The organism is Streptomyces sp. NPDC048461 (genome assembly GCF_055587105.1).
Map to the genome: position 1 here is coordinate 15860 of NZ_JBVJGW010000001.1, position 19757 is coordinate 35616.

At 73.9% G+C, this 19757-nt stretch carries 16 protein-coding genes; 11 read left to right on the plus strand and 5 right to left on the minus strand.

The features are described from left to right. The first annotated feature begins 23 nt into the window (after positions 1 to 23). From ACZ6S8_RS00090 to ACZ6S8_RS00100, 3 genes are all read left to right on the plus strand, one after another. Positions 24 to 1067: an alpha/beta hydrolase gene (locus ACZ6S8_RS00090; RefSeq protein WP_469451837.1), complete on the plus strand. Its 1044-nt coding sequence runs from the start codon at positions 24 to 26 to the stop codon at positions 1065 to 1067. A 292-nt stretch (positions 1068 to 1359) separates the two neighbouring features. Continuing rightward, the gene (locus tag ACZ6S8_RS00095; protein ID WP_469451026.1) at positions 1360 to 2436 is read left to right on the plus strand and encodes an alpha/beta hydrolase; all 1077 of its coding nucleotides are present in this window, start codon (positions 1360 to 1362) and stop codon (positions 2434 to 2436) included. Then, complete coding sequence (locus tag ACZ6S8_RS00100) at positions 2433 to 3224, plus strand: trypsin-like serine peptidase (RefSeq protein ID WP_469451028.1); 792 nt, start codon at positions 2433 to 2435, stop codon at positions 3222 to 3224. Before ACZ6S8_RS00095 ends, ACZ6S8_RS00100 begins: the two co-directional genes overlap by 4 nt. A 74-nt stretch (positions 3225 to 3298) precedes the next feature. Here ACZ6S8_RS00100 and ACZ6S8_RS00105 read toward each other — a convergent pair whose 3' ends face one another. The 3 genes from ACZ6S8_RS00105 to ACZ6S8_RS00115 form a co-directional block, all read right to left on the minus strand. Further along, complete coding sequence (locus ACZ6S8_RS00105; RefSeq protein WP_469451030.1) at positions 3299 to 4234, minus strand: EamA family transporter; 936 nt, start codon at positions 4232 to 4234, stop codon at positions 3299 to 3301. 57 nt (positions 4235 to 4291) lie between these two features. Continuing rightward, on the minus strand, positions 4292 to 5110 hold the full coding sequence (locus tag ACZ6S8_RS00110) for an isocitrate lyase/PEP mutase family protein (RefSeq protein ID WP_469451032.1): 819 nt from the start codon (positions 5108 to 5110) through the stop codon (positions 4292 to 4294). A 160-nt stretch (positions 5111 to 5270) separates the two neighbouring features. Next, a complete protein-coding gene (locus ACZ6S8_RS00115; RefSeq protein ID WP_469451033.1) occupies positions 5271 to 6383 on the minus strand; it encodes a pyridoxal-phosphate dependent enzyme in 1113 nt (370 codons plus the stop codon). 220 nt (positions 6384 to 6603) lie between these two features. Between ACZ6S8_RS00115 and ACZ6S8_RS00120 the strand changes: the two genes are divergently transcribed. The 8 genes from ACZ6S8_RS00120 (at position 6604) to ACZ6S8_RS00155 (ending at position 16573) form a co-directional block, all read left to right on the plus strand. Continuing rightward, the gene (locus ACZ6S8_RS00120) at positions 6604 to 8178 is read left to right on the plus strand and encodes a S8 family peptidase (protein WP_469451035.1); all 1575 of its coding nucleotides are present in this window, start codon (positions 6604 to 6606) and stop codon (positions 8176 to 8178) included. 142 nt (positions 8179 to 8320) lie between these two features. After that, positions 8321 to 9496: a DUF4190 domain-containing protein gene (locus tag ACZ6S8_RS00125; RefSeq protein WP_469451037.1), complete on the plus strand. Its 1176-nt coding sequence runs from the start codon at positions 8321 to 8323 to the stop codon at positions 9494 to 9496. A 137-nt stretch (positions 9497 to 9633) separates the two neighbouring features. Then, entirely contained in the window at positions 9634 to 10386 is a 753-nt protein-coding gene (locus tag ACZ6S8_RS00130; RefSeq protein ID WP_469451039.1) for a GntR family transcriptional regulator, read from the plus strand. Between the two features lie 290 nt (positions 10387 to 10676). Next, a complete protein-coding gene (locus ACZ6S8_RS00135) occupies positions 10677 to 12362 on the plus strand; it encodes a purine-cytosine permease family protein (RefSeq protein ID WP_469451040.1) in 1686 nt (561 codons plus the stop codon). A 160-nt stretch (positions 12363 to 12522) separates the two neighbouring features. Beyond that, complete coding sequence (locus ACZ6S8_RS00140; protein WP_361590483.1) at positions 12523 to 12708, plus strand: SPOR domain-containing protein; 186 nt, start codon at positions 12523 to 12525, stop codon at positions 12706 to 12708. 42 nt (positions 12709 to 12750) lie between these two features. Next, positions 12751 to 13221 carry a (deoxy)nucleoside triphosphate pyrophosphohydrolase gene (locus tag ACZ6S8_RS00145; RefSeq protein WP_469451043.1) on the plus strand — a complete coding sequence of 157 codons (471 nt, stop codon included), beginning with the start codon at positions 12751 to 12753 and terminating at the stop codon, positions 13219 to 13221. Positions 13222 to 13374: 153 nt separating this feature from the next. Next, a complete protein-coding gene (locus ACZ6S8_RS00150) occupies positions 13375 to 13803 on the plus strand; it encodes an ATP-binding protein (protein WP_469451045.1) in 429 nt (142 codons plus the stop codon). A gap of 148 nt (positions 13804 to 13951) precedes the next feature. Beyond that, positions 13952 to 16573, plus strand: coding sequence for a SpoIIE family protein phosphatase (locus ACZ6S8_RS00155; protein WP_469451046.1), 2622 nt, complete (start codon positions 13952 to 13954; stop codon positions 16571 to 16573). A 145-nt stretch (positions 16574 to 16718) separates the two neighbouring features. Here the strand turns inward: ACZ6S8_RS00155 and ACZ6S8_RS00160 are convergent, their stop codons facing one another. Together ACZ6S8_RS00160 and ACZ6S8_RS00165 are read right to left on the minus strand one after the other, a co-directional pair. After that, on the minus strand, positions 16719 to 17438 hold the full coding sequence (locus tag ACZ6S8_RS00160) for a PspA/IM30 family protein (protein ID WP_469451048.1): 720 nt from the start codon (positions 17436 to 17438) through the stop codon (positions 16719 to 16721). Between the two features lie 98 nt (positions 17439 to 17536). Beyond that, on the minus strand, positions 17537 to 19609 hold the full coding sequence (locus ACZ6S8_RS00165; RefSeq protein WP_469451839.1) for a TPM domain-containing protein: 2073 nt from the start codon (positions 19607 to 19609) through the stop codon (positions 17537 to 17539). Positions 19610 to 19757 lie beyond the last annotated feature (148 nt).

Here is a 19757-nt window from a genome sequence, read left to right on the forward strand (position 1 = left end):
GGCCCGGGCGTTCCCGGCGCGCGATAGCCGTCGGCGCGGTGGTCGCCCTCGCGCTCCTGCTCGGCGGCGGGGGCTTCGCCGCCTGGAAGCTCGAATGGTTCTCCGGCAACGGCGAGACCGTGAGCTTCGGCAAGAACGCCCCGCCCCCCGCCGCGGAGAAGAAGGCCCCGGACGCCCCGGCGCCCGCCAAGCCGTCCGGTGACCCGGACGTGCTCATGCCGTCCGGGCCGAAGTCCGACTTCAAGCAGACCGCGAAGCTCGACGACGGCACGATCATCGCCAAGACCCGCCTCGCGGGCGTCAAATCGGGCTTCGAGGGCGACGTGTGGGTGTGGGCGCCCAAGGAGTACGACGACCCGAAGTACGCCAAGAGCGGCTTCCCGGTGCTCATCGCGCTCCCCGGCGGCAACGGCTTCCCGGCCAACTACTGGTCCGACCGCAGCCTCGGCCTCCAGAAGGCCATCAGTGACGGCGTCAAGGCCGGCACCAGCCTGCCGTTCGTCGTGATCATGCCGGTGCTCAACCCGGACAACAAGTACTACTACGACGGCGCCGACATCCCCGGCCAGGCCAAGATGGGCACCTGGATCGCCGAGGACGTCCCGGACTTCGCCAAGGCCAACTTCCGCACCTACAAGTCCCGCGACGGCTGGGCCTACATGGGCTCGTCCTCCGGCGCCTTCGTCGGCATGAAGACGGTCCTCCAGCACCCGGACAAGTTCAAGGCCGTGATCGCCAGCGGCGGCGAGATCGTTCCCGACTCCCCGCTCTGGAAGGGCCACCAGGCGGAGATGGACGCGAACAACCCCGAGAAGCTCGCCCAGAAGCTGATCGACGGCAAGGGCCCCGAGGTCCACATCAACTTCCAGGTCGGGACCAAGGAGAGCGGGAAGGACAAGATGCTCGCCTTCCAGCAGAAGTACGGCAAGGGGCCGGTCAAGACGACCATCCGCGACATCCAGAACGGCGAGCACAACGGCTGGCACTACGTCCGGGGCATGCGGGAGGGCTCCCTGGAGTGGATCAGCAAGGTGCTCAAGGCCCCCCAGCCCGCCCCGGCCGGCTGACGCGCGCCCCCTCCCGTCGGCCGGGCCCCGCCGGACCCGCCACCGCCCGCCACCGCCCGGCACCGCCCGCCACCGTCCGGCACCCGCCACCGTCCGGCGCCCGCAGGTCCGTGGCGCCCGCAGGTCCGTGGCGCTCGCCACGTCGCACCCGTCCCAGGCAACCCATCCCGTCGTTCACACCTCTGTAAGAGGTGTAAGGGGGACCGATCGGTCCGACCCGCGCCGGGAACGGGCGCCGGAGAAGGAACGGGACAATTCCGTGCAGCATGACCAGCAAGGCGACGGTGACCCCATGACCGGGGGAACCCGTCGCCCCAAGCGCCTGCGCTTGCTTCTGATCAGCGGTGGGCTCGCGCTCACCCTCGCCGCCGGCGGGGCGGTGGCGTACAAGTACGGCCTCTTCTCGGACATAGGGGAGCCGGTCTCCTTCGGCGGGGCCCACGAGCAGACGGCCGCGGCGTCAACCGCCTCGGACGCCGCCGAGGACCCGGGCGTCCGGCCGGGCGTCCGGATGCCCACCGGTCCGCCGGCCGGCTTCGCCCGCACCAGCCGGCTTCCGGACGGCACCCAGATCGCCATGACCACCCTCACCGGCAAGAAGTCCGGCTTCACGGGCGACGTGTGGGTGTGGGTGCCGAAGGAGTACGACGACCCGAGGTACGCCAAGAGCGCCTTCCCCGTCCTGATCTCCCTGCCCGGCGGCCGCGGCTACCCCACGAACTACTGGGGCACCGGCCCCGGCCTCGGGCTCCAGAAGGCCGTGAGCGACGGGGTGCAGGCCGGGACCAGCCTGCCCTTCGTCCTCGTCATGCCGGTGATCAACGCCGACACCAAACACCACTTCGACGGCTCGGACATCCCCGGAGAGCCCAGGATGGGCACCTGGATGGCCGATGACGTCCCGGATTTCGCGAAGGCCAATTTCCGCACCTTCACCTCCCGCGACGGGTGGGCCTTCATGGGCTCCTCCTCGGGCGGTTTCGGCGCCTTCAAGCACGTCCTCAAGTACCCCGACCGCTTCAAGGCGGCCATCGCGAGCGGGGTCGACGTCGTCCCCGACTCCCCGCTGTGGAAGGGGAACACGCGGGCCATGGACGAGAACAACCCGGAGAAGCTCGCCGCGAAGCTGATCGAGGCCGGCGGCCCGGACGTGTACGTGAACTTCCAGATCGGCACCGCCGAGAGCGGCCGCGACAAGGCCGAGAAGTTCATGAAGGAGTACGGGAAGGGCCCCGTGCACACCCGGCTCCAGGTGATCCAGGATGGTGAGCACAACGGAAAGTCGTACGTACGCGGCATGAGGGAGGGCTCCCTGGCGTGGATCAGCAAGGTGATGGCCGCGCCGACACCCGACCCCGCCGTGCCGTGAGCACCGTGGTGAAGGGGGCGTCGGCCGCCGCGGCCGCGGGCATCATGGCGGTGTTCGCCGTCGCCTTCGTCGAGGCGCCGGGAGACCGCCCGGTGCACCCCTTCCCCACCGTCGGCGTGCTCATGGCCAACGGCGAGCACTGGTGCACGGCGAGCGTCGTCGACAGCCCCGAGGGCAACGTCGTCGCCACCGCCGCCCACTGCGTGGCCCCGGCGGGCGAGGACGGGGAGCCGGGCGAGGTCGCCCACGACGGCCTGGCGATCGGCGAGCTCGCGTTCGCCCCCGCGTTCTCCGGGGAGGGCTCCGGCACCCAGCCGCTGGGCGTCTGGAAGGTCCGGTCGATCCACGTGGACGAGCGCTGGACGAAGTGGGGCGAGGACACCGCCGACTTCGCCTTCCTCACCATCGCCCCGGACGCGGACGGGCGCAGCGTCCAGGAGGCCGTGGGCGGGCGCGGCGAGGCCCCGGCGCCGGACTGGACCTCCGGGTACGACCGGGACGTGACCGTCGTCGGCTACCCGGAGTCGGAGCACAACCCGCAGAACAAGCCCGTCTCCTGCACCACCCAGACCCGCCACGACGAGGAGGACCCCGACATGCTCTACATCAGCTGCGCGGGGTTCTGGACGGGCACCAGCGGCAGCCCCTGGATCGCCGACCGGGGCGGCCCGGGGCAGCCGGGGCGGCTGATCGGCGTGCTGAGCGGCGGGGACACGGACGTGGACTCCACGGCCGCCGTCTTCGACGAGCACGCCAAGGTTCTGTACGAGCGGGCCGCGCGGGGCTGAGCGGCGGCCGCCGGGCCGGGCGGGCCGGGCGGCCGGGCCCGGGGGACGCACCCCCCAGCGGCGCCGTGCGGTGGCTATCCGCGGCGCTCCGTACTGACGATCACGCCCACCGCCGCCACGACGATCGCGCCGCCGAGCAGGATCGGCCAGGTCAGGGCCTCGTCGAGGATCAGCGCGCCGAGTGCCACGGCCACGACCGGGTTGACGTACGCGTACGTGCCCACCAGCGACAGCGGAGCCGCCTGCAGCAGCCACACGTACGCGGTGAAGGCGATCAGCGAGCCGAAGAGGACCAGGTAGCCGAGGGCCAGCCAGGACGCGGTGGAGAACGCGGCCGGGTCCAGCCCGCGGTGCTCGCCGCGCAGCAGGCCCACGAGCACCCCGCCGGCCCCGCCCGCGACCATCTGGTACGCGGAGCCCGTGAAGGGATTGCCCGGCAGGCTCAGCTTCGACGCCGAGAACGAGCCCAGCGACCACAGCACCGAGGCCGCCAGCACCAGCAGGACCCCCGTCAGCCGCACCTCGCCGCTGAACCCGGGAGCGGTCAGCACGGTGAGCCCGGCGAGACCGACGAGCACACCGGCCAGGGTGCGCAGCGGCGGCCGGTCCCCGCTGCCCGCCCGCAGGACCACCAGCCACATCGGTACCGCCGCCACCAGGAGCGCGGCGAGGCCGGAGGGCACGTCGGTCTCGGCGAGGACGACCAGGCCGTTGCCGCCGAGGACCAGCAGCAGCCCGACCAGGACGGCCGAGCCGAGCTGGGCGCGGGTGGCCTTGAGCGCGGCCGGACCGTACCGCCAGGCGACGAGGGCGGCCAGCACCAGCCCGGCCGTGATGAAGCGCGCTCCGGCGGAGAGGAACGGGGGCATCGTCCCGACGACGATCCGGATGCCGAGGTAGGTCGAGCCCCAGAGGACGTAGACGAGACCGAGCGCGGTCCAGACGGCGCCGGTGGTCTGCCGGCGCGGGGCGCCCGCGGGCGCGCGCCGCGTCGGCGATGAGGTGGGCATGACCAGATCCTAGGGTCGTCGGGGTGCGTGGTTCCCGGGGTCGTCCGGCCCCGGCCGTCAGCCCTTGAGCAGGCCGTTCAGCTCGCCGTACGGGAGGGAGCGGCCGAGCGGGCCGTAGGTGCCGTCGGAGACCAGCTCCTCGGCGGCGCGGCGGACGACGGCGTACGCGGCCTCGGCCACCCAGGAGCCGAGGCTCACGCGGGACACGCCGAGGGCGCCGAGGGCGGCCACGGAGGGGGCGCCCGGACCGGCGAGCACGTTGAGCGGGGCGTCGATGCCCCGGGCGAGCTCGGCGACCGCGGCCGGGTCGGTCACGCCGGGTACGAAGATGCCGGAGGCGCCGGCCCGGAGGTAGGCGGCGGCGCGGGCCAGGGTCTCGTCGAGGCGGGTGGCGGGGTCGCCGAGGCCGAACAGGAACGTGTCGATGCGGGCGTTGACGAACAGCGGGACCCCGGCGGCGTCGGCGGCGGCGCGGGCGGCGGCCAGCCGCTCGGCGTGCTCGGCGGGCGGGCGGTTGCCGTCCTCGATGTTGACGCCGACCGCGCCGGCGGCCAGGACCCCGGTGACGGTCTCGCCGACGGCGGCGGCGTCGGCGCCGAAGCCGCCCTCGATGTCGGCGGTGACGGGCACGTCGACGGCGGCGGCCACGCGGGCGATCAGGTCGAGGGCCCGCTCGCGGGACAGGGCGTCGCCGTCGGGGGACCCGAGGGACCAGGCGACGCCGGCGCTGGTGGTGGCGACGGCGGGCGCGCCGGCGGCCTCGACGAGACGGGCACTGGCCACGTCCCAGGCGTTGGCGAGGGCGAGGGGCGCGGCGGGGGTGTGCAGGCGTGCGAAGGCGCCGGCCAGGGAGGCGAGGTCCGTGTGCGTGGTCATGGGCGCAGTCCACCAGACGGGCCGGGCGCGGGCTCGCGATTTTCCGACGCCTGCGTCCGCCGCCGCCGGTTCCGCCGCGTCCGCCGGTTCCCCCGCGTCCGCCGGTTATGCCGCGTCCGCTGCGTCGGCCGCGTCCGCGGGGCGGGGGCGGGCGGTCGGGTTACGGGGCCAGGTCCGTCGTGGCGCCCGCGCCGCACAGCGGGACCACCGCCGTGCGGCCCCGCAGGGGGTCGTCGGGGGCGGACGGGCCGACGGCCGCCCAGCAGGCCGCCGCCGTCGGCTCCACGAAGAGGCCGCGCCGGGCCAGGTCCCGCCGGGCCTCCCGCAGGCGTCCCTCCGGGACGGTCAGGAAGGTGCCGCCCGAGGCGCGGACGGCGGCCAGGATCTGCCGGGCCCGCGGCGGCGCCGGGATCGCGATGCCCTCGGCGAGGGTGGGCCGCTGCGGCGCCGGGGCGGCGTCCTCGGAACCGGCGGCGAAGGCCGCGGCCAGCGGGGCCACCGCCTCCGCCTGGACGGCGATCAGCGCGGGCGGCCGGACCCCGCGCCGGGACAGCTCCGCCACCGCGAGCGCGGCGCCGAGCAGCAGGGTGCCGTTGCCCACCGGGACGACCAGGACCTCCGGCAGCCGGCCGCCGAGCTCCTCCCACACCTCGTACACGTACGTCTTCGTGCCGTGCAGGAAGTACGGGTTGAAGACGTGGCTCGCGTAGAAGACCCCCGGCCCGTCGGCGGCCTCCCGGGCCGCGGCCGCGGCGGCCTCGCGGCCGCCGGGGACCACCCGTACCGCCGCGCCGTGCGCCCGCATCCGACCGGTCTTCTTCTCCGAGGTGCCCTCGGGCACGAAAACTTCACAATCGAGTCCGGCCCGGGCGCAGTAGGCCGCCACCGAGGTCCCCGCGTTGCCGCTGCTGTCCGCCACGACCCGCTCCGGAGCCAGCCGCCGGGCCACCTCGGCGAGCATCACGGCGCCCCGGTCCTTGAACGACAGCGTGGGCATCAGGAAGTCGAGCTTGGCGTGAATCCGCTCGGCCAGGGGCACCAGCGGAGTGTGGCCCTCCGCGAGCGACACGGAGAACGCCCCCGGCAGCGGCAGCGCCGGCCCGTACCGCCACAGGGAGTTGGGTCCCGAGGCGGGATCCAGCACGGCCGCCGGATCCGGCGTGAAATCGAGGTCCCACGGCCCCGAGCAGACCGGGCAGCACCAGGGGGCGGTCCGGACGTCGGCGCGGGTGCCGTCCTCGGCACAGACGTAACCGGGGAGTGCGTGCGTCATGTGCGGAGCGCCTTTGCTCAATCATGGCCGTTGTATGGCACGGATGTTACGCGTCCGTTGTCCTCTTGTGGGAAGCGCTGACGGTGGGTCAATCTTTCGAGGGCGGCGCCCCGCTGGGCCGAATGCCTTGTCATGAGCATGGCTAAACCTGTGCCCATCCCCACCCGTACGGCACCGCCCCACCCCCCGCAGCGCACCACCTATGAGGAGGACCCCTCACATGTCCGTGATGCGTCACACCCGCCGGAAGATCACCGGCATCAGCGCGATCGCCGTCGCGGCCCTCGCGCTCGGCGCGGCCGCCGCGCTCCCCGCCTCGGCGGCCGACAGCGGCGCACTGGGCGTCATCGAGAACGCCGGAGCCGCCGGGTCCGTCCCCGGCAGCTACATCGTGACCCTGAAGGACACCGCGGCCCGCTCCACCGCCGACAGCGGCAAGGCCGTCGCCAAGCGCTACGGAGCGAAGATCGACCGCACCTACAGCGCGGCCCTCAACGGCTACTCCGTCGAGGTCTCCGAGGCGCAGGCCAGAAAACTCGCCGCCGACCCCGCGGTGAAGTCCGTCGTGCAGAACCGCACCTTCACGGTCGACGCCACCCAGCCCAACCCGCCGTCGTGGGGCCTGGACCGCATCGACCAGCGGGCGCTGCCGCTGAACCAGAGCTACACCTACCCGGACAAGGCCGGTGAGGGCGTCACCGCGTACATCATCGACACCGGCGTCCGGATCACCCACCAGGACTTCGGCGGGCGCGCCACCTACGGCTACGACGCCATCGACAACGACAACACCGCCCAGGACGGCCACGGCCACGGCACGCACGTCGCCGGCACCGTCGGCGGCGGCGCGTACGGCGTGGCCAAGAAGGCCAAGATCGTCGGCGTCCGCGTGCTCAACAACCAGGGCTCCGGCACCACCGCCCAGGTCGTCGCCGGCATCGACTGGGTGACCGCGAACGCCGTCAAGCCGGCCGTGGCCAACATGTCGCTCGGCGGCGGCGCGGACTCCGCGCTCGACACCGCCGTCCGCAACTCCATAGCCTCCGGCATCACCTACGCCGTGGCGGCGGGCAACGAGACGGCCGACGCCTCGACCAAGTCCCCGGCGCGCGTCGCCGAGGCCATCACGGTCGGCGCCACCACCAACACGGACGCGAAGGCCAGCTACTCCAACTTCGGCTCCGTCCTGGACATCTTCGCGCCGGGCTCCTCGATCACCTCCTCGTGGGGCACGGGCGACACCGCCACCAACACCATCTCCGGCACGTCGATGGCCTCGCCGCACGTCGCGGGCGCGGCCGCGATCTACCTGTCGCTGAACCCGGGCAGCACCCCCGCCCAGATCTCCGCGGGCCTCGTCGCCGCCGCCACCCCGAACGTGGTGACCAGCCCCGGCACCGGCTCCCCGAACCGCCTGCTCTACATCGGCGCCGGCACCACCCCGCCCGGACCGGGCACGCGCTTCGAGAACCTGAACGACTACGCGATCGCCGACAACGCCACCGTCGAGTCGCCGATCACCGTCAGCGGGATCTCCGGCAACGCCCCGGCCACGCTGAGCGTTCCGGTCGACATCAAGCACACCTACGTCGGTGACCTGAAGGTCGACCTCGTCGCCCCGGACGGCACCGTCTACAACCTGCGCAACCGCACCGGCGGCAGCGCGGACAACATCATCCAGACCTTCACCGTGAACGCCTCCTCCGAGGTCGCCAACGGCGTCTGGAAGCTCCGGGTCGCCGACCTGGCGAACGCCGACGTCGGCAAGATCGACTCCTGGGCGCTCCAGTTCTGAGGAACGCCGGGGACAGCAGTGACTGAGCCGCGATGAACGTGCAGGGGCGACCGGGGGGCCGGTCGCCCCTGCTGCGTACCATTCGCGCATGCGTTCGCGTCTTCGCGCGAGCGCGGCCCGCCCCGATGGAGTTCCCCGCCCCGTGAGCATTCCGCCGCCCCCGCCCTCCGGACCGGGCCCCTGGGCCCCGCCGTCGCCGCCGTACGCGTGGGGGCCGCCGCCGCCCCACGGGCCGGCGGCTCCGGCGCTCAACGGGTTCGCGCTCGCCTCGCTCCTCGTGGGGCTGCTCTGCTTCCCGCCGCTCGGCATCGTCTTCGGCGTCGTGGCCCTCGTACAGATCGCCGGCGGACGCCAGCGGGGCAAGGCGCTCGCGGTCACCGGCCTCGCGGTGTCGGTGCTGGCGACCGGCGTGCTCGCCCTCACCGCCGGCCCGGTCCTGACGGCCGTCGGCGACCGGCTCGACGCGGCCTCGCGGTCCGCCGGCGCGGAGGGCGCGGCGACCGCCATGGAGGACCTGTCCGCCGGCGACTGCTTCACCGTCCCCGGCGGGGACCTGACGGGCCGCCGGGCGCTGATGTACCCGGTGGACTGCGCGGAGCCCCACCACGCCGAGGTGACCTCCTCCGGTCCGTTCGTCCCGGCCGTCACCGACCCCGCCGGTTCGCCGGCCGCGGACGCGCAGGCGCAGCAGGAGTGCTGGAAGGCCCAGGACGCGTACGCGATGGACAGCTGGGCGCTGCCGGCGAACGCCGAGATGTACTACTTCGCCCCCTCGCGCCAGTCCTGGGACGAGGGCGACCGGCAACTGCTCTGCGTGATCGGCACGACCCCGCGGGAGCACAGCGGCAGCCTGCGCAGGGACCGGGCGTCGCTCACCGCCGAGCAGGCCGAGTTCCTGACGGCGGCCAACGCCGTCGACCTCGCCTTCGGCCGGGCCCCCGAGGAGGACGTGGCGGACGCGCTGCCGGAGCACCGGGCGTGGGCGCTGGAGGTGTGGGCCGCGCTGGGCGACGAGGCCGCGGTGCTGCAACGGCACGCGGACCGGCCGGCGATCGGCCGGGCGGCGCGGGCGCAGCTCAAGGAGGTCGAGGCCGCCCGTGCGGGGTGGCAGCGGGCCGCGCAGGCGAAGACGGCGGCGGAGTTCGACCGGACGTGGGAGCAGGCCGCGGACGCGATGTCGGTCCGGACCGAGAAGGCGCTGCGCGGGGCGTACGGGCTGTCGACGACGGTTCCGGACTGGCTGGAGGAGGACCTCCAGGGGCCGGGCGGTGGCGGTTCGGGCGGCTCCGGAGGCAGGCCCCCGACGCAGTCCGCCTGACGTCGACGGGGTGACGCGCGGTAACGGGTTTGAGTGACCTGGCTTCATCACTTCGGGTGAAACTCTGGCCCTTGCTTGCGATGGACAACCGTAGGTTGCCAGGCTGTAGCTGTCTGTCAACCTGATGGGAGTGGCCAGTGACTTTCGGTGAGCAGCCGGCCTATCTGCGCGTGGCCGGGGATCTCCGACGGAAGATCGTCGACGGTTCCCTGCCCCCGCACGCCCGGCTCCCTTCGCAGGCCCGCATCCGCGAGGAGTACGGGGTCTCCGACACCGTTGCGCTGGAGGCCCGCAAGGTCCTGATGGCGGAGGGGCTCGTCGAGGGCCGGTCCGGTTCGGGGACGTACGTACGGGAGCAGCCGGTGCCGCGGCGGGTCGCGCGCTCCGGCTACCGCACGGGAGGCACCTCGACGCCCTTCCGGCAGGAGCAGGCGGAGTCCGGCGCGCGCGGCACGTGGGAATCGCGCAGCGAGCAGGAGTCCGCCCCGGCGGAGATCGCCGAACGGCTCGGCATCGAGCCGGGCGAGCGGGTCATGCGGACGCGGTACGTCTACCGCGACGCGGGGGAGGCGATGATGCTGTCGACCTCCTGGGAACCCCTCGCCGTCACCGGCCGGACCCCGGTGATGCTGCCGGAGGAGGGCCCGCTGGGCGGCTCGGGCGTCGTCGACCGGATGGCCGCCATCGACGTCGTCGTGGACAACGTGGTGGAGGAGGTCGGCGCGCGGCCCGGCCTGGCGGAGGAACTCCTGCAACTGGGCGGGGTGCCGGGACACGTGGTGCTGGTGATCGGGCGTACGTACTTCGCGTCCGGCCGCGCCGTGGAGACGGCCGACGTGGTGGTCCCGGCGGACCGCTACCGCCTGGCCTACCACCTGCCGGTGAGGTGAACCGCGGCGCCCGGTGAGCCGCGGCGCCCGGTGAGCCGCGGCGCCCCGTGAACCGCGGCGCCCCGTGAACCGCAGCGCCCGGTGAGCCGCAGCGCCCCGCACCGCCGCCGGCCGCGCTGACGCCGACCGCGCCGCGGTCCCGCCCGCCGCGGCGGGCGGGACCGTACCGGTGAGCGGACAGGGGCGCGCGGACGGCGTAACGCCGCGGTGACGCGGCGGGCGCCGACGTAACCGGCGGGCAACGCCGCGGAGTGACGGGCCGTCACGGCGCGGGCCTACCTTCCGGCGGTATGACCGACACCGCCACCCCTGCCCCCGCGCCCGCGGCGGAGCCCCGCCGGTACGCGAAGCTCGCCGCCGACGAGAGCCGCGAGGACTACTCGCTCCGGTACGCGCCCCACTCGTTCCGCCGCTGGGGACCCGGCACCGTCGCCGGCACCGCCCTCGGGGGGATCGCCTACCTCGCCGACTTCGCCATCGGCGCGTCCATCGTCTTCGCCTACGGGTTCACCAGCGGCGCCGCCGCGATCCTGGCCGCCGCCGCGGTCATCTTCCTGACCGGCATCCCGATCGCCCGCGCGTGCGCGACGTACGGCCTGGACATGGACCTGGTGACGCGCGGCGCCGGGTTCGGGTACTTCGGGTCGACGCTGACGTCCCTCATCTACGCCTCCTTCACCTTCATCTTCTTCGCCCTCGAAGGCTCGATCATGGCCCAGGCCATGCACCAGGCCTTCGGGCTGCCGGTCGAGATCGGCTACCTCGTCACCACCCTCATCGTGATCCCGATCGTCTTCCGCGGCATGGGCGCGCTCGCCAAGGTGCAGGCCTGGACCCAGCCCGTCTGGCTGATCGGGCTCGTGCTGCCCTTCCTCGTACTGGCCTTCGAGGCCCCCGGTGCCTGGGGCGCCTTCACCGGTTTCGGCGGTACCGAGGGCGCCGGCTCCGGCTTCTCCTGGATCGGCTTCGGCTTCGGCACGGGCATCGCCCTCTCGCTCATCGCGCAGATCGGGGAGCAGGCCGACTACCTGCGGTTCATGCCCGCCAAGACCCCGGCCAACAGCCGGAAGTGGAACCTCGCCGTGCTCGCCGCGGGCCCCGGCTGGGTGATCATCGGGGCCGCGAAGCAGCTCGGCGGCGCCTTCCTCGCCTTCGTGGCGCTGGAGGCCGTGGGCAAGACCCACGCGCTGGAGCCGATCGCCCCGCAGATCGAGGCCCTGCGGCCCTGGCTCGGCGGCCTCGCGCTGCCCGCCGCCGCGCTGTTCGTGATCGTCTCCCAGGTCAAGATCAACGTCACCAACGCCTACAGCGGCTCGCTGTCCTGGTCGAACTTCTTCTCCCGGATCACGCACCGTCACCCGGGCCGGGTCTGGTACATCTTCCTCAACCTCGGCATCGCGCTGACGCTGATGGAGCTGAACATGTTCGCCATGCTCGGCAAGCTGCTCGGCTTCTACTCCAACGTCGGCATCGCCTGGATCGCCGCCGTCGCCGCCGACCTCGTGATCAACAAGCGGCTCGGACTCAGCCCGCCCTACATCGAGTTCAAGCGCGCCTACCTCTACGCCGTCAACCCGGCGGGTTTCGGCGCGATGGTGATCGCCTCCACCGTCTCGATCCTCGCCTTCTTCGGACTCTTCGGCACCTACGCCGAGGCCTTCTCGACCTTCATCGCGGCCGGACTCGCCCTCCTGCTGTGTCCGTTGATCGCATGGATGACCAGCGGCAAGTACTACCTGGCCCGGCCGAACGCGGTGAACGGACCGGACGCCGCCGTCGCCGACATCACCGCGACGCACGACTGCGCGGTCTGCGAGACGGCGTACGAACTCCCGGACATCGCCGACTGCCCCGTCCACGCGGGCCCGGTCTGCTCGCTCTGCTGCTCCCTCGACGCGACCTGCGGGGACGCCTGCCGCAAGGTGCCGCCGGGCGGGGCGGTGCTCCTTCCCCTGCCCTCCGTGCGCCCCGTCTGAACCGGCGCGCACGGCCCACTCGTACGCATGGCCGGATGCGTACGCCTGGGAGGTACCTCTTCGTGAAAAACCGTATCCGCTGAGTAAGGGTCGGGCGTAAGCTCGGGCATATGCGCAATGCGGTTTCCCGGTCAGGCACGTCGGCGGAGGGTGAAACGCGATGAACGACAGCGGTGCCCTGCTCCCGTGGCTGGTCATACGTCAGGACGACAACGGCAACCGCTACCGGGTGGGCCGGTACCCCACCCGGGCCGAGGCCCAGAAGGTCGCCGACAGTCTCGACGACCGAGGACACAAACAGCTCTACTGGGTCGAGCGGATCGGTCAGACCGCCACGATGAACTGAGCGGCGTCGCAGCTGTCGCGACGCTGGCATAGGCTCCGCCCCATGACTGAACGCGTGGTCGTGGGCGGAGCCCTTTGTCATGAGGGCCGCCTGCTGGCCGCCCGCCGCAGCGCACCTCCCGAGCTGGCGGGCCGCTGGGAGCTGCCGGGCGGGAAGGCCGAGCCGGGCGAGTCCGTCCCCGAGGCGCTGGTCCGCGAACTGCGCGAGGAGCTCGGCGTCGAGGCCGAGCCGCTGGAGCGCATCCCGGGGGAGTGGCCGCTGAAACCCGGCCTCGTCCTGCACGTGTGGACCGCGCGGCTGCTCTCGGGGGAGCCCGCCCCGCTGGAGGATCACGACGAGCTGCGCTGGCTGCGGCCGGACGAGCTGGACTCGGTGGACTGGCTCGACCAGGACCGCCCGGCGGTCGCCGAGGCCGGGCGGCGGCTGCGCGACGGCAATGCGGGCGGGGCCGGTGCCGGAGGGGCCGGTGCCGGCGGCCGGGGTGCCGTCGGGGGCGCCCGCGGGGGCGCGTGACGCGCACGCTGTAGGCCGTATGCGCCACAGTGCGCCGGTGGTGGCGGATCGAGTGGTACGACGCCCCAAATATCGGGTATGTCGCTATTAATCCCTATCTCGTCCCTCTTTCGTCCCCGACGAACCGGACTGGGGTCACTGCTGGCCCGGGAAGTGATCGGCGTGATCGACACAGACGGTGAGTGCGCCGAGTGGGCTTTCCCCGCCGAGCCCGGCGCCGTCCGCACCGCCCGCCACGCCGTGCGCGGCACCCTCCGGGACTGGGGCCTGGACTCCGTCGGCGATGTGACCGTCCTGCTGGTCAGCGAGCTCGTCACCAACTCCCTCCGGTACGCGTCGGGCCCCATCGGGGTCCGCCTGGAACGGCGCAATCCGGCCGCCGAGGGCGCTCCCGGCGGCCCCGCGCTCCTCGTGGAAGTTTCCGATCCGCTTCCGGATCCGCCCCGCGAACGGGTCGCCCGGCCGGACGACGAGGGGGGTCGCGGACTGCACCTCGTCGCGGTCTCGTCACAGCGCTGGGGGACCCGCCACGGGAAGTCGGGCAAGACCGTGTGGTTCGAGTTGGCTCTTCCTGGTGAGTAACAAGGTGAAGGGTGACCGACGATCACACGACGTGGCTCAAAAGCAACGGGACCTTTTTGTGATCGTGAACGCCGTGCCGTCAGGGGCCGTGGTGCTGAATACTTCGGTCAGGCCGGTCCGGTTGCGGTGAGCTGGAGGGGACGGTCGCGTGAGCGAGATACCTGCGCAGGCACATGATTCCGACGTGCCCGGGGAGACATGGCACGACTCCCTGTGGCACAGCAGTCCGCCTGGCTCGATATATGACTACATAAAGGTTGCTTCCTTCTCGATCGGGCCGGACGGCCTGATCGACCAGTGGAGCCTGCGCGCCGAGGAGCTGTTCGGGCTGTCGGCGTCCCAGGCCGTGGGCCGGGACCCGGTGGACGCGTTCATGCCGGCCGATCTGCGGGCGGGCGCGCACCGCCGGGTCGCCGAGATCCTCGACGGCAAGGAGTGGACGGGCCTGATCCCCTTCCGCATCCCCGGCGGGGCCGGCGCGCACGGCGTGGCCGAGATCTACGTGATGCCCACGCAGACCGAGGCGTCCGAGCGGGCCGCGCTGTGCGTCGTCGTCGACGTGCGCGCGCTACGGCGGATCGAATCCGATCTGGCGGCCTCGCAGGCGATATTCGGCCAATCTCCCTTCGGGTTCCTGCTCTTCGGCACGGACCTCACCGTGCAGCGGGCCAACCGCCGCTTCGCCACGGTCTTCGGAGGCGCCGCCGAGGAGCACCGGGGCCGGACCGTGCACGACTACCTGCCGGCGCACGAGGCCGACCGGATGGCCGACGCCCTGCGCCGGGTCCTGGACAGCGGGGAGTCCGTCACCGACCTCCGGATCACCGGGGCCGCCCCCGGCAGCCGGGAGAACCGCCACTGGTCCATCAACCTCTACCGGGTCCACGGCGGCACCGGCCGGCCCATCGGCGTCGCCGGCATCGGCACCGACGTCACCCGCCGCCACCTCGCCGCCCGCGAGGCCGCCGGGGTCCGGCGCAACCTCGCCCTGCTCAACGAGGCCGGCCACCGGATCGGGAACTCCCTCGACCTGGAGACCACGGCCCGGGAGCTCCTGGACGTGACCGTCCCGGGCTTCTGCGACCTGGCCGCCGTCGACCTCTACCAGGGCCTGCTGCTCGGCGACGACGACCGCCCCGCCCGGCCGCAGGGCCCCGGGGTGCCCTCGCTGCCCGGCCAGGGCGCGGGCCGGGCGCCGTCCGCGCCGCTGCGGCGGGTCGCCTTCGCCTCGGCCGTGTCCGACGCCCCGCTGTCGGGGCCGGGCGCGCTGGTGTCCGTAGGGGAGATCCACCGCTACCCGGCCGGGTCGCCGGGCGCGCTCGCCCTGCGGACGGCCCGGCCGCGGCTCATCGAGCGGGGCGGACCGGAGGACCTCGTCCAGTCGACGCTGATCGTGCCGATGGTCGCCCACGACACGGTCGTCGGCGTCGCGCAGTTCTCCCGTACGAAGGGCAGCGAGCCCTTCGGCGAACGCGACCGGGCGGTCGCCGTGGAACTCGCCGCACGGGCCGCCGTCTGCATCGACAACGCCCGCCTCTACCGGCGCGAGCACGAGCGGGCGCTGATACTGCAGCGCAGCCTGCTGCCGCCCGGCGACCCGGAGGCGGCCGGCCTCGACATCGCCTGCCGGTACCTGCCGGGGAACGCGGCGACCGAGGTCGGCGGGGACTGGTTCGACGTCATCGAACTGCCCGGCCACCGCACGGCCCTGGTCGTCGGCGACGTGATGGGCCGCGGACTGCGGGCCGCCGTCGCCATGGGCGAGCTGCGGACCGCCGTACGGACCCTGGCGCTGCTGGACCTGGAACCGGCGGAGGTGCTCACCGCCCTGGACGAGGTCGCCCGCGGGCTCGGCGCCCCCGGCGGCTCCCAGCAGGCCTCCCGGGCGGCCCTGCACTCGCGGGACGCGGACCGCTCCGAGGTGTACCTGGCCACCTGCGTCTACGCGGTCTACGACCCGGTCACCCGCCGCTGCACCATCGCCAACGCCGGCCACATGCCGCCCGTCCTGGTGGAGCCGCCCGACGAGGACGGCGTACCGCGGCCCGCGCTCCTGCTGGAGGTGCCGCCCGGCATGCCGCTGGGGGTGGGCGGGGAACCCTTCGAGGAGGTCGAGGTGGAACTGCCCGAGGGGGCGCTGCTCGCCCTGTACACCGACGGGCTCGTGGAGTCCCGCGACCACCCCCTGGAGGAGGGGCTGCGCGGCCTGCGGGCGGCGCTGGCGGATCCGGTGCGCCCGCTGGAGGACGTCTGCGACCACGTCCTGAACACCCTCGACACCCGGCACGGGGAGGACGACATCGCGCTCCTCATGGCCCGCGTCCAGGGCCTGCCCGTGGACGCCGTCGGCGACTGGCAGCTGCCCCGCGAGGCCCGCTCGGTGGGCCGGGCACGGGAGTTGGCCCGGGCCAAGCTGCCGGCGTGGGGCCTGGAAGGGCTGCTGGACACCACGGAACTGCTGGTCAGCGAGCTCGTGACGAACGCCCTGCGGTACGGCGAGGGGGAGATCCGGCTGCGCCTGCTGCTGGACCGCACCCTGGTCTGCGAGGTCTGGGACGCGAACCTGGTGCAGCCCAGGCGGCGCCGGGCCCGCGACACGGACGAGGGAGGCCGCGGCCTCCAGCTGGTCGGCCTGCTCTCGGCCGGGTGGGGCACGCGGCGCACGCACCGGGGCAAGACGGTGTGGTTCGAGCTCCCGCTGCCCGGCGCGGTGGCCGACGCGGTCGCCGAGCTGTCGGCGGAACAGCTGCTGAGCATGTACGGGGGGTAGGGCGCGGGCCGGGGCGGGCCGGGCCGGGGCCGCTGCGGCACCGCCGCGGTGGCGGCCCCGGCCCCGCCCGGCCGGGCCCCCGCCGCGGGGGCGCGCCGCCGCGGCGGGATCCCCGTACCGGCGGGCGGGCCCGTCCCGGTGGCGCTCAGGCGGCGCGGCCCTGCTTGAGCGCGGCGAGGCGGGCCTCGATCTCCGAGGTCTTCCCGAGGTCGTCCAGGGACTCGAACTGCGCGTCCAGCGAGGACGCCGCCAGCTCCTGCTTGCCCAGCGCCATGGCCTCCTCGCGGCGGACCTTCTCCTCGAAGCGGTTCAGGTCGCTCGTCGGGTCCATGACGTCGATGTTCTTCACCGCGTCCATCATCGTGTTCTGCGCCTGCGCGGTCTTGGCCCGCGCCACCAGCTCGTCCCGCTTGGCCTGGAGCTCCGTCAGCTTGTTCCGCATGGAACCGAGGCCCGACTTGAGCTTGTCGACCACCTCCGTCTGGGCGGCGATCGTCGGCTCCGCCGTCTTCGCCTCCTTCTCCGACTGGAGCTGGCGGCCCAGCGCCACCTTCGCGAGGTTGTCGAACTTGTCGGCGTCCGCCGCCGCCCCCGACGCGCGCAGCCCGTCGGCCTTCCGGCTCGCCGCGAGGGCCTTGCCGCCCCACTCGGAGGCCGCCTCCACGTCCTCCGTGTGGTCCGCCTCCAGCATCCGCAGGTTGCCGATCGTCGTCGCGACCGCCTGCTCCGCCTCCGAGATGTTGTTCGTGTAGTCGCGGATCAGCTGGTCCAGCATCTTCTGCGGATCCTCCGCCTGGTCCAGCAGCGCGTTGATGTTGGCCTTGGCGAGCTGGGTGACGCGGCCGAGGATGGTCTGCTTGCTCATGGTGGGTCTCTCCTGGTGGGGATGGTGTGCCGGGTGGGGGAGGGACGGTGGTGGGTGGCGCCGCGGGCCCGGTGGTGCCGGGGCCCCGCCCCGTGCGTTCAGAAGCGGCCGCCGCCGCCCATGCGGCCACGGGTGCCGCCTCCGCCGAAGGAGCCGGGACCGCGGCCCCCGCGGCCGCCTCCGCCTCCGCCGAAGCCTCCGCCCCCGCCGAAGCCGCCGCCGCCCCGGAGGAGCTCGCCGAGGATGATCCCGCCGAGTATGGCGCCGCCCCGGCCGCCGCCGGAGCTCCGGCCGCCGTACGGGTCCTGGTAGCCCCGTACGTCCTGCTCCGCCAGCTGCTGCGCCTGCCGCGCCAGGGAGTCCGCCTGCTGGGCCTCCGCCAGCGCGCCCGACGGGTCGGCGGACGTCAGGGTCCCCGCCCGCTCCAGGTGCCGGCCCGCCTCCGCCAGCCGGGTGCGGGCCTGGCTGCCGACCGCGCCCCGGCTGGTGGTGATGTAGTCCGTCGCGGCGCCGATCGCACTGCGGGCCGACAGCAGGGCCTGGTCCAGCAGGGCCGCCGCGCGCTGGCGCCCCGACTCCCGCTCGCGCGCCCCGGCCAGCGCCTCGTCCAGGGCCGCGTCCGCCTCCTCGACCCGGCGCAGGGCGTCGATCGGGTCGTACCGTCCGGCCGCCTGCTCCTGCCGTACGTCGGCCAGTACCGCCTCCGCCCGGCCGATCCGGCCCCGCAGGTCCGCCGTCGACGTGCCCTCGGCGGTGCCGGTCAGCAGCCCGCGGGCGTCCGCGAGGTCCGTGTCGGCCTCGTTCAGGGCGCCCGGCAGCTTCCCGGCCGCCTCCGCCAGCTCCTGGGCCCGCCGCTCCACCGCGTCGACCAGGGTCGCCGCCTGGTCCACCGCGCCCTCGGCGGCCCGTACGTGCACGGCCGCCCGGCCGTTGTCGCCGGCGTCGACCGCGGCGTGCGCCTCGCCCAGGCTGGTCGTCGCGAACAGCAGCCGGTCCTCCGCCTGTTCCGGGTTGGAGGCGACCGGCGCCGACGCGGAGTCCGCGTACCGGCCGGCCAGCGCCGTCAGGGTGGCCACGGCCGTGGTGGTGCGCCCGGCCAGCGCCCGGAAGTGCAGCTCCACGGTGGCCAGGGCCTGCGGGGCGTTCTTCTCCAGGTCCCGCAGCCGGTCGAAGTCGGCGGACTCGGCGTCGAGGCGCCGGCTGGCCTCCGTGCACCGGGCGACGATCTCGTCGAGCATCCGGCGCCGGGTCGCGTCGTCCTCCGGGTACGCGTCGTCCAGCTGCTGGCGCAGCCGGAAGGCGTGGGTCAGCTCGCCCTTGGCGTACTCCACGGCCGCGGTGAAGGGAGCCGCCGCCTCGTCGCCGAACTGGGCCGAGGCGAAGCCGAGTTCCTCCGTACTGGTGCGGATCGCGTCGTCGGTCTCCACCAGCAGCGCCTTGGCCCGGGAGTCCAGCTCCGGCAGCGGGAGCTGCCCCGCTCCGCCGCCGCCCCAGCCCTGCCCGGTGCCCGTACCGCGCCCGGCGCCGTCGCCGCGGCGCTTGCGGCGGGTGTACGCGTACGCCCCGAGGGCGCCGGCCGCGCCGACCGCCACCACCGGGAGCACGAAGTCCCCGGCCCCGGTGTGCCCGCTCTCCCCGCCGCCGGGGTCCGCCGGACCCGGGGTGATGGCGGGCGCGGGAACGGGCAGCCCGCCGAGCACGGCGTTGTAGCCGTCGGCCGCGCCGATCGCGGCGCCCGCCCAGTCGTTCTGCCGCAGGGCGGGCTCGATGGCGGTCCGGGCGACCGTCGCGAGCTGTTCCTCGGTGAAACCGGACGCGGCGTCGGCCGAATAGGCGTACTGCCGGTCTCCGGTCGCCACGGCCAGCAGGACGTCGTTCTGGCCGAGGCCGTTCTTCTCCGCGGTGGCATCGGCCCAGCTCTGCGCGGACCGGCCGGAGAAGTCACGGACGTACGCGACGAAGAGCTGGACCCGCCGGTCGGCGTAGAGCTTGTCCAGGGCGGCGGTCACCGACTCCCGCCGGTCGCCCAGGGCCCCGACGCGGTCGGTGATCTGGCCCTGCCGGGACAGGGCCACGGGGTCGTCGGCGCGCGCCGGCGGCGCCCCCGCCACCCCCCAGCCGCCGAACGCGAGCAGCGCGGCGGCCAGGGCGAGCCCCGCCCGGAGCGGTATGCCGGCGGAGGTGCGTCTCTGCGTCCTGCTTCTCGGCGGAATCACAATTCGGAGGGTATGGGCGGTTTACCGCCTCCGCACGCGGAGTCCGGACCCGGCCGTCCGCCCCCGCACCGCCCGCTCCCGCGACGGCGTGGGAGGGGGTGGT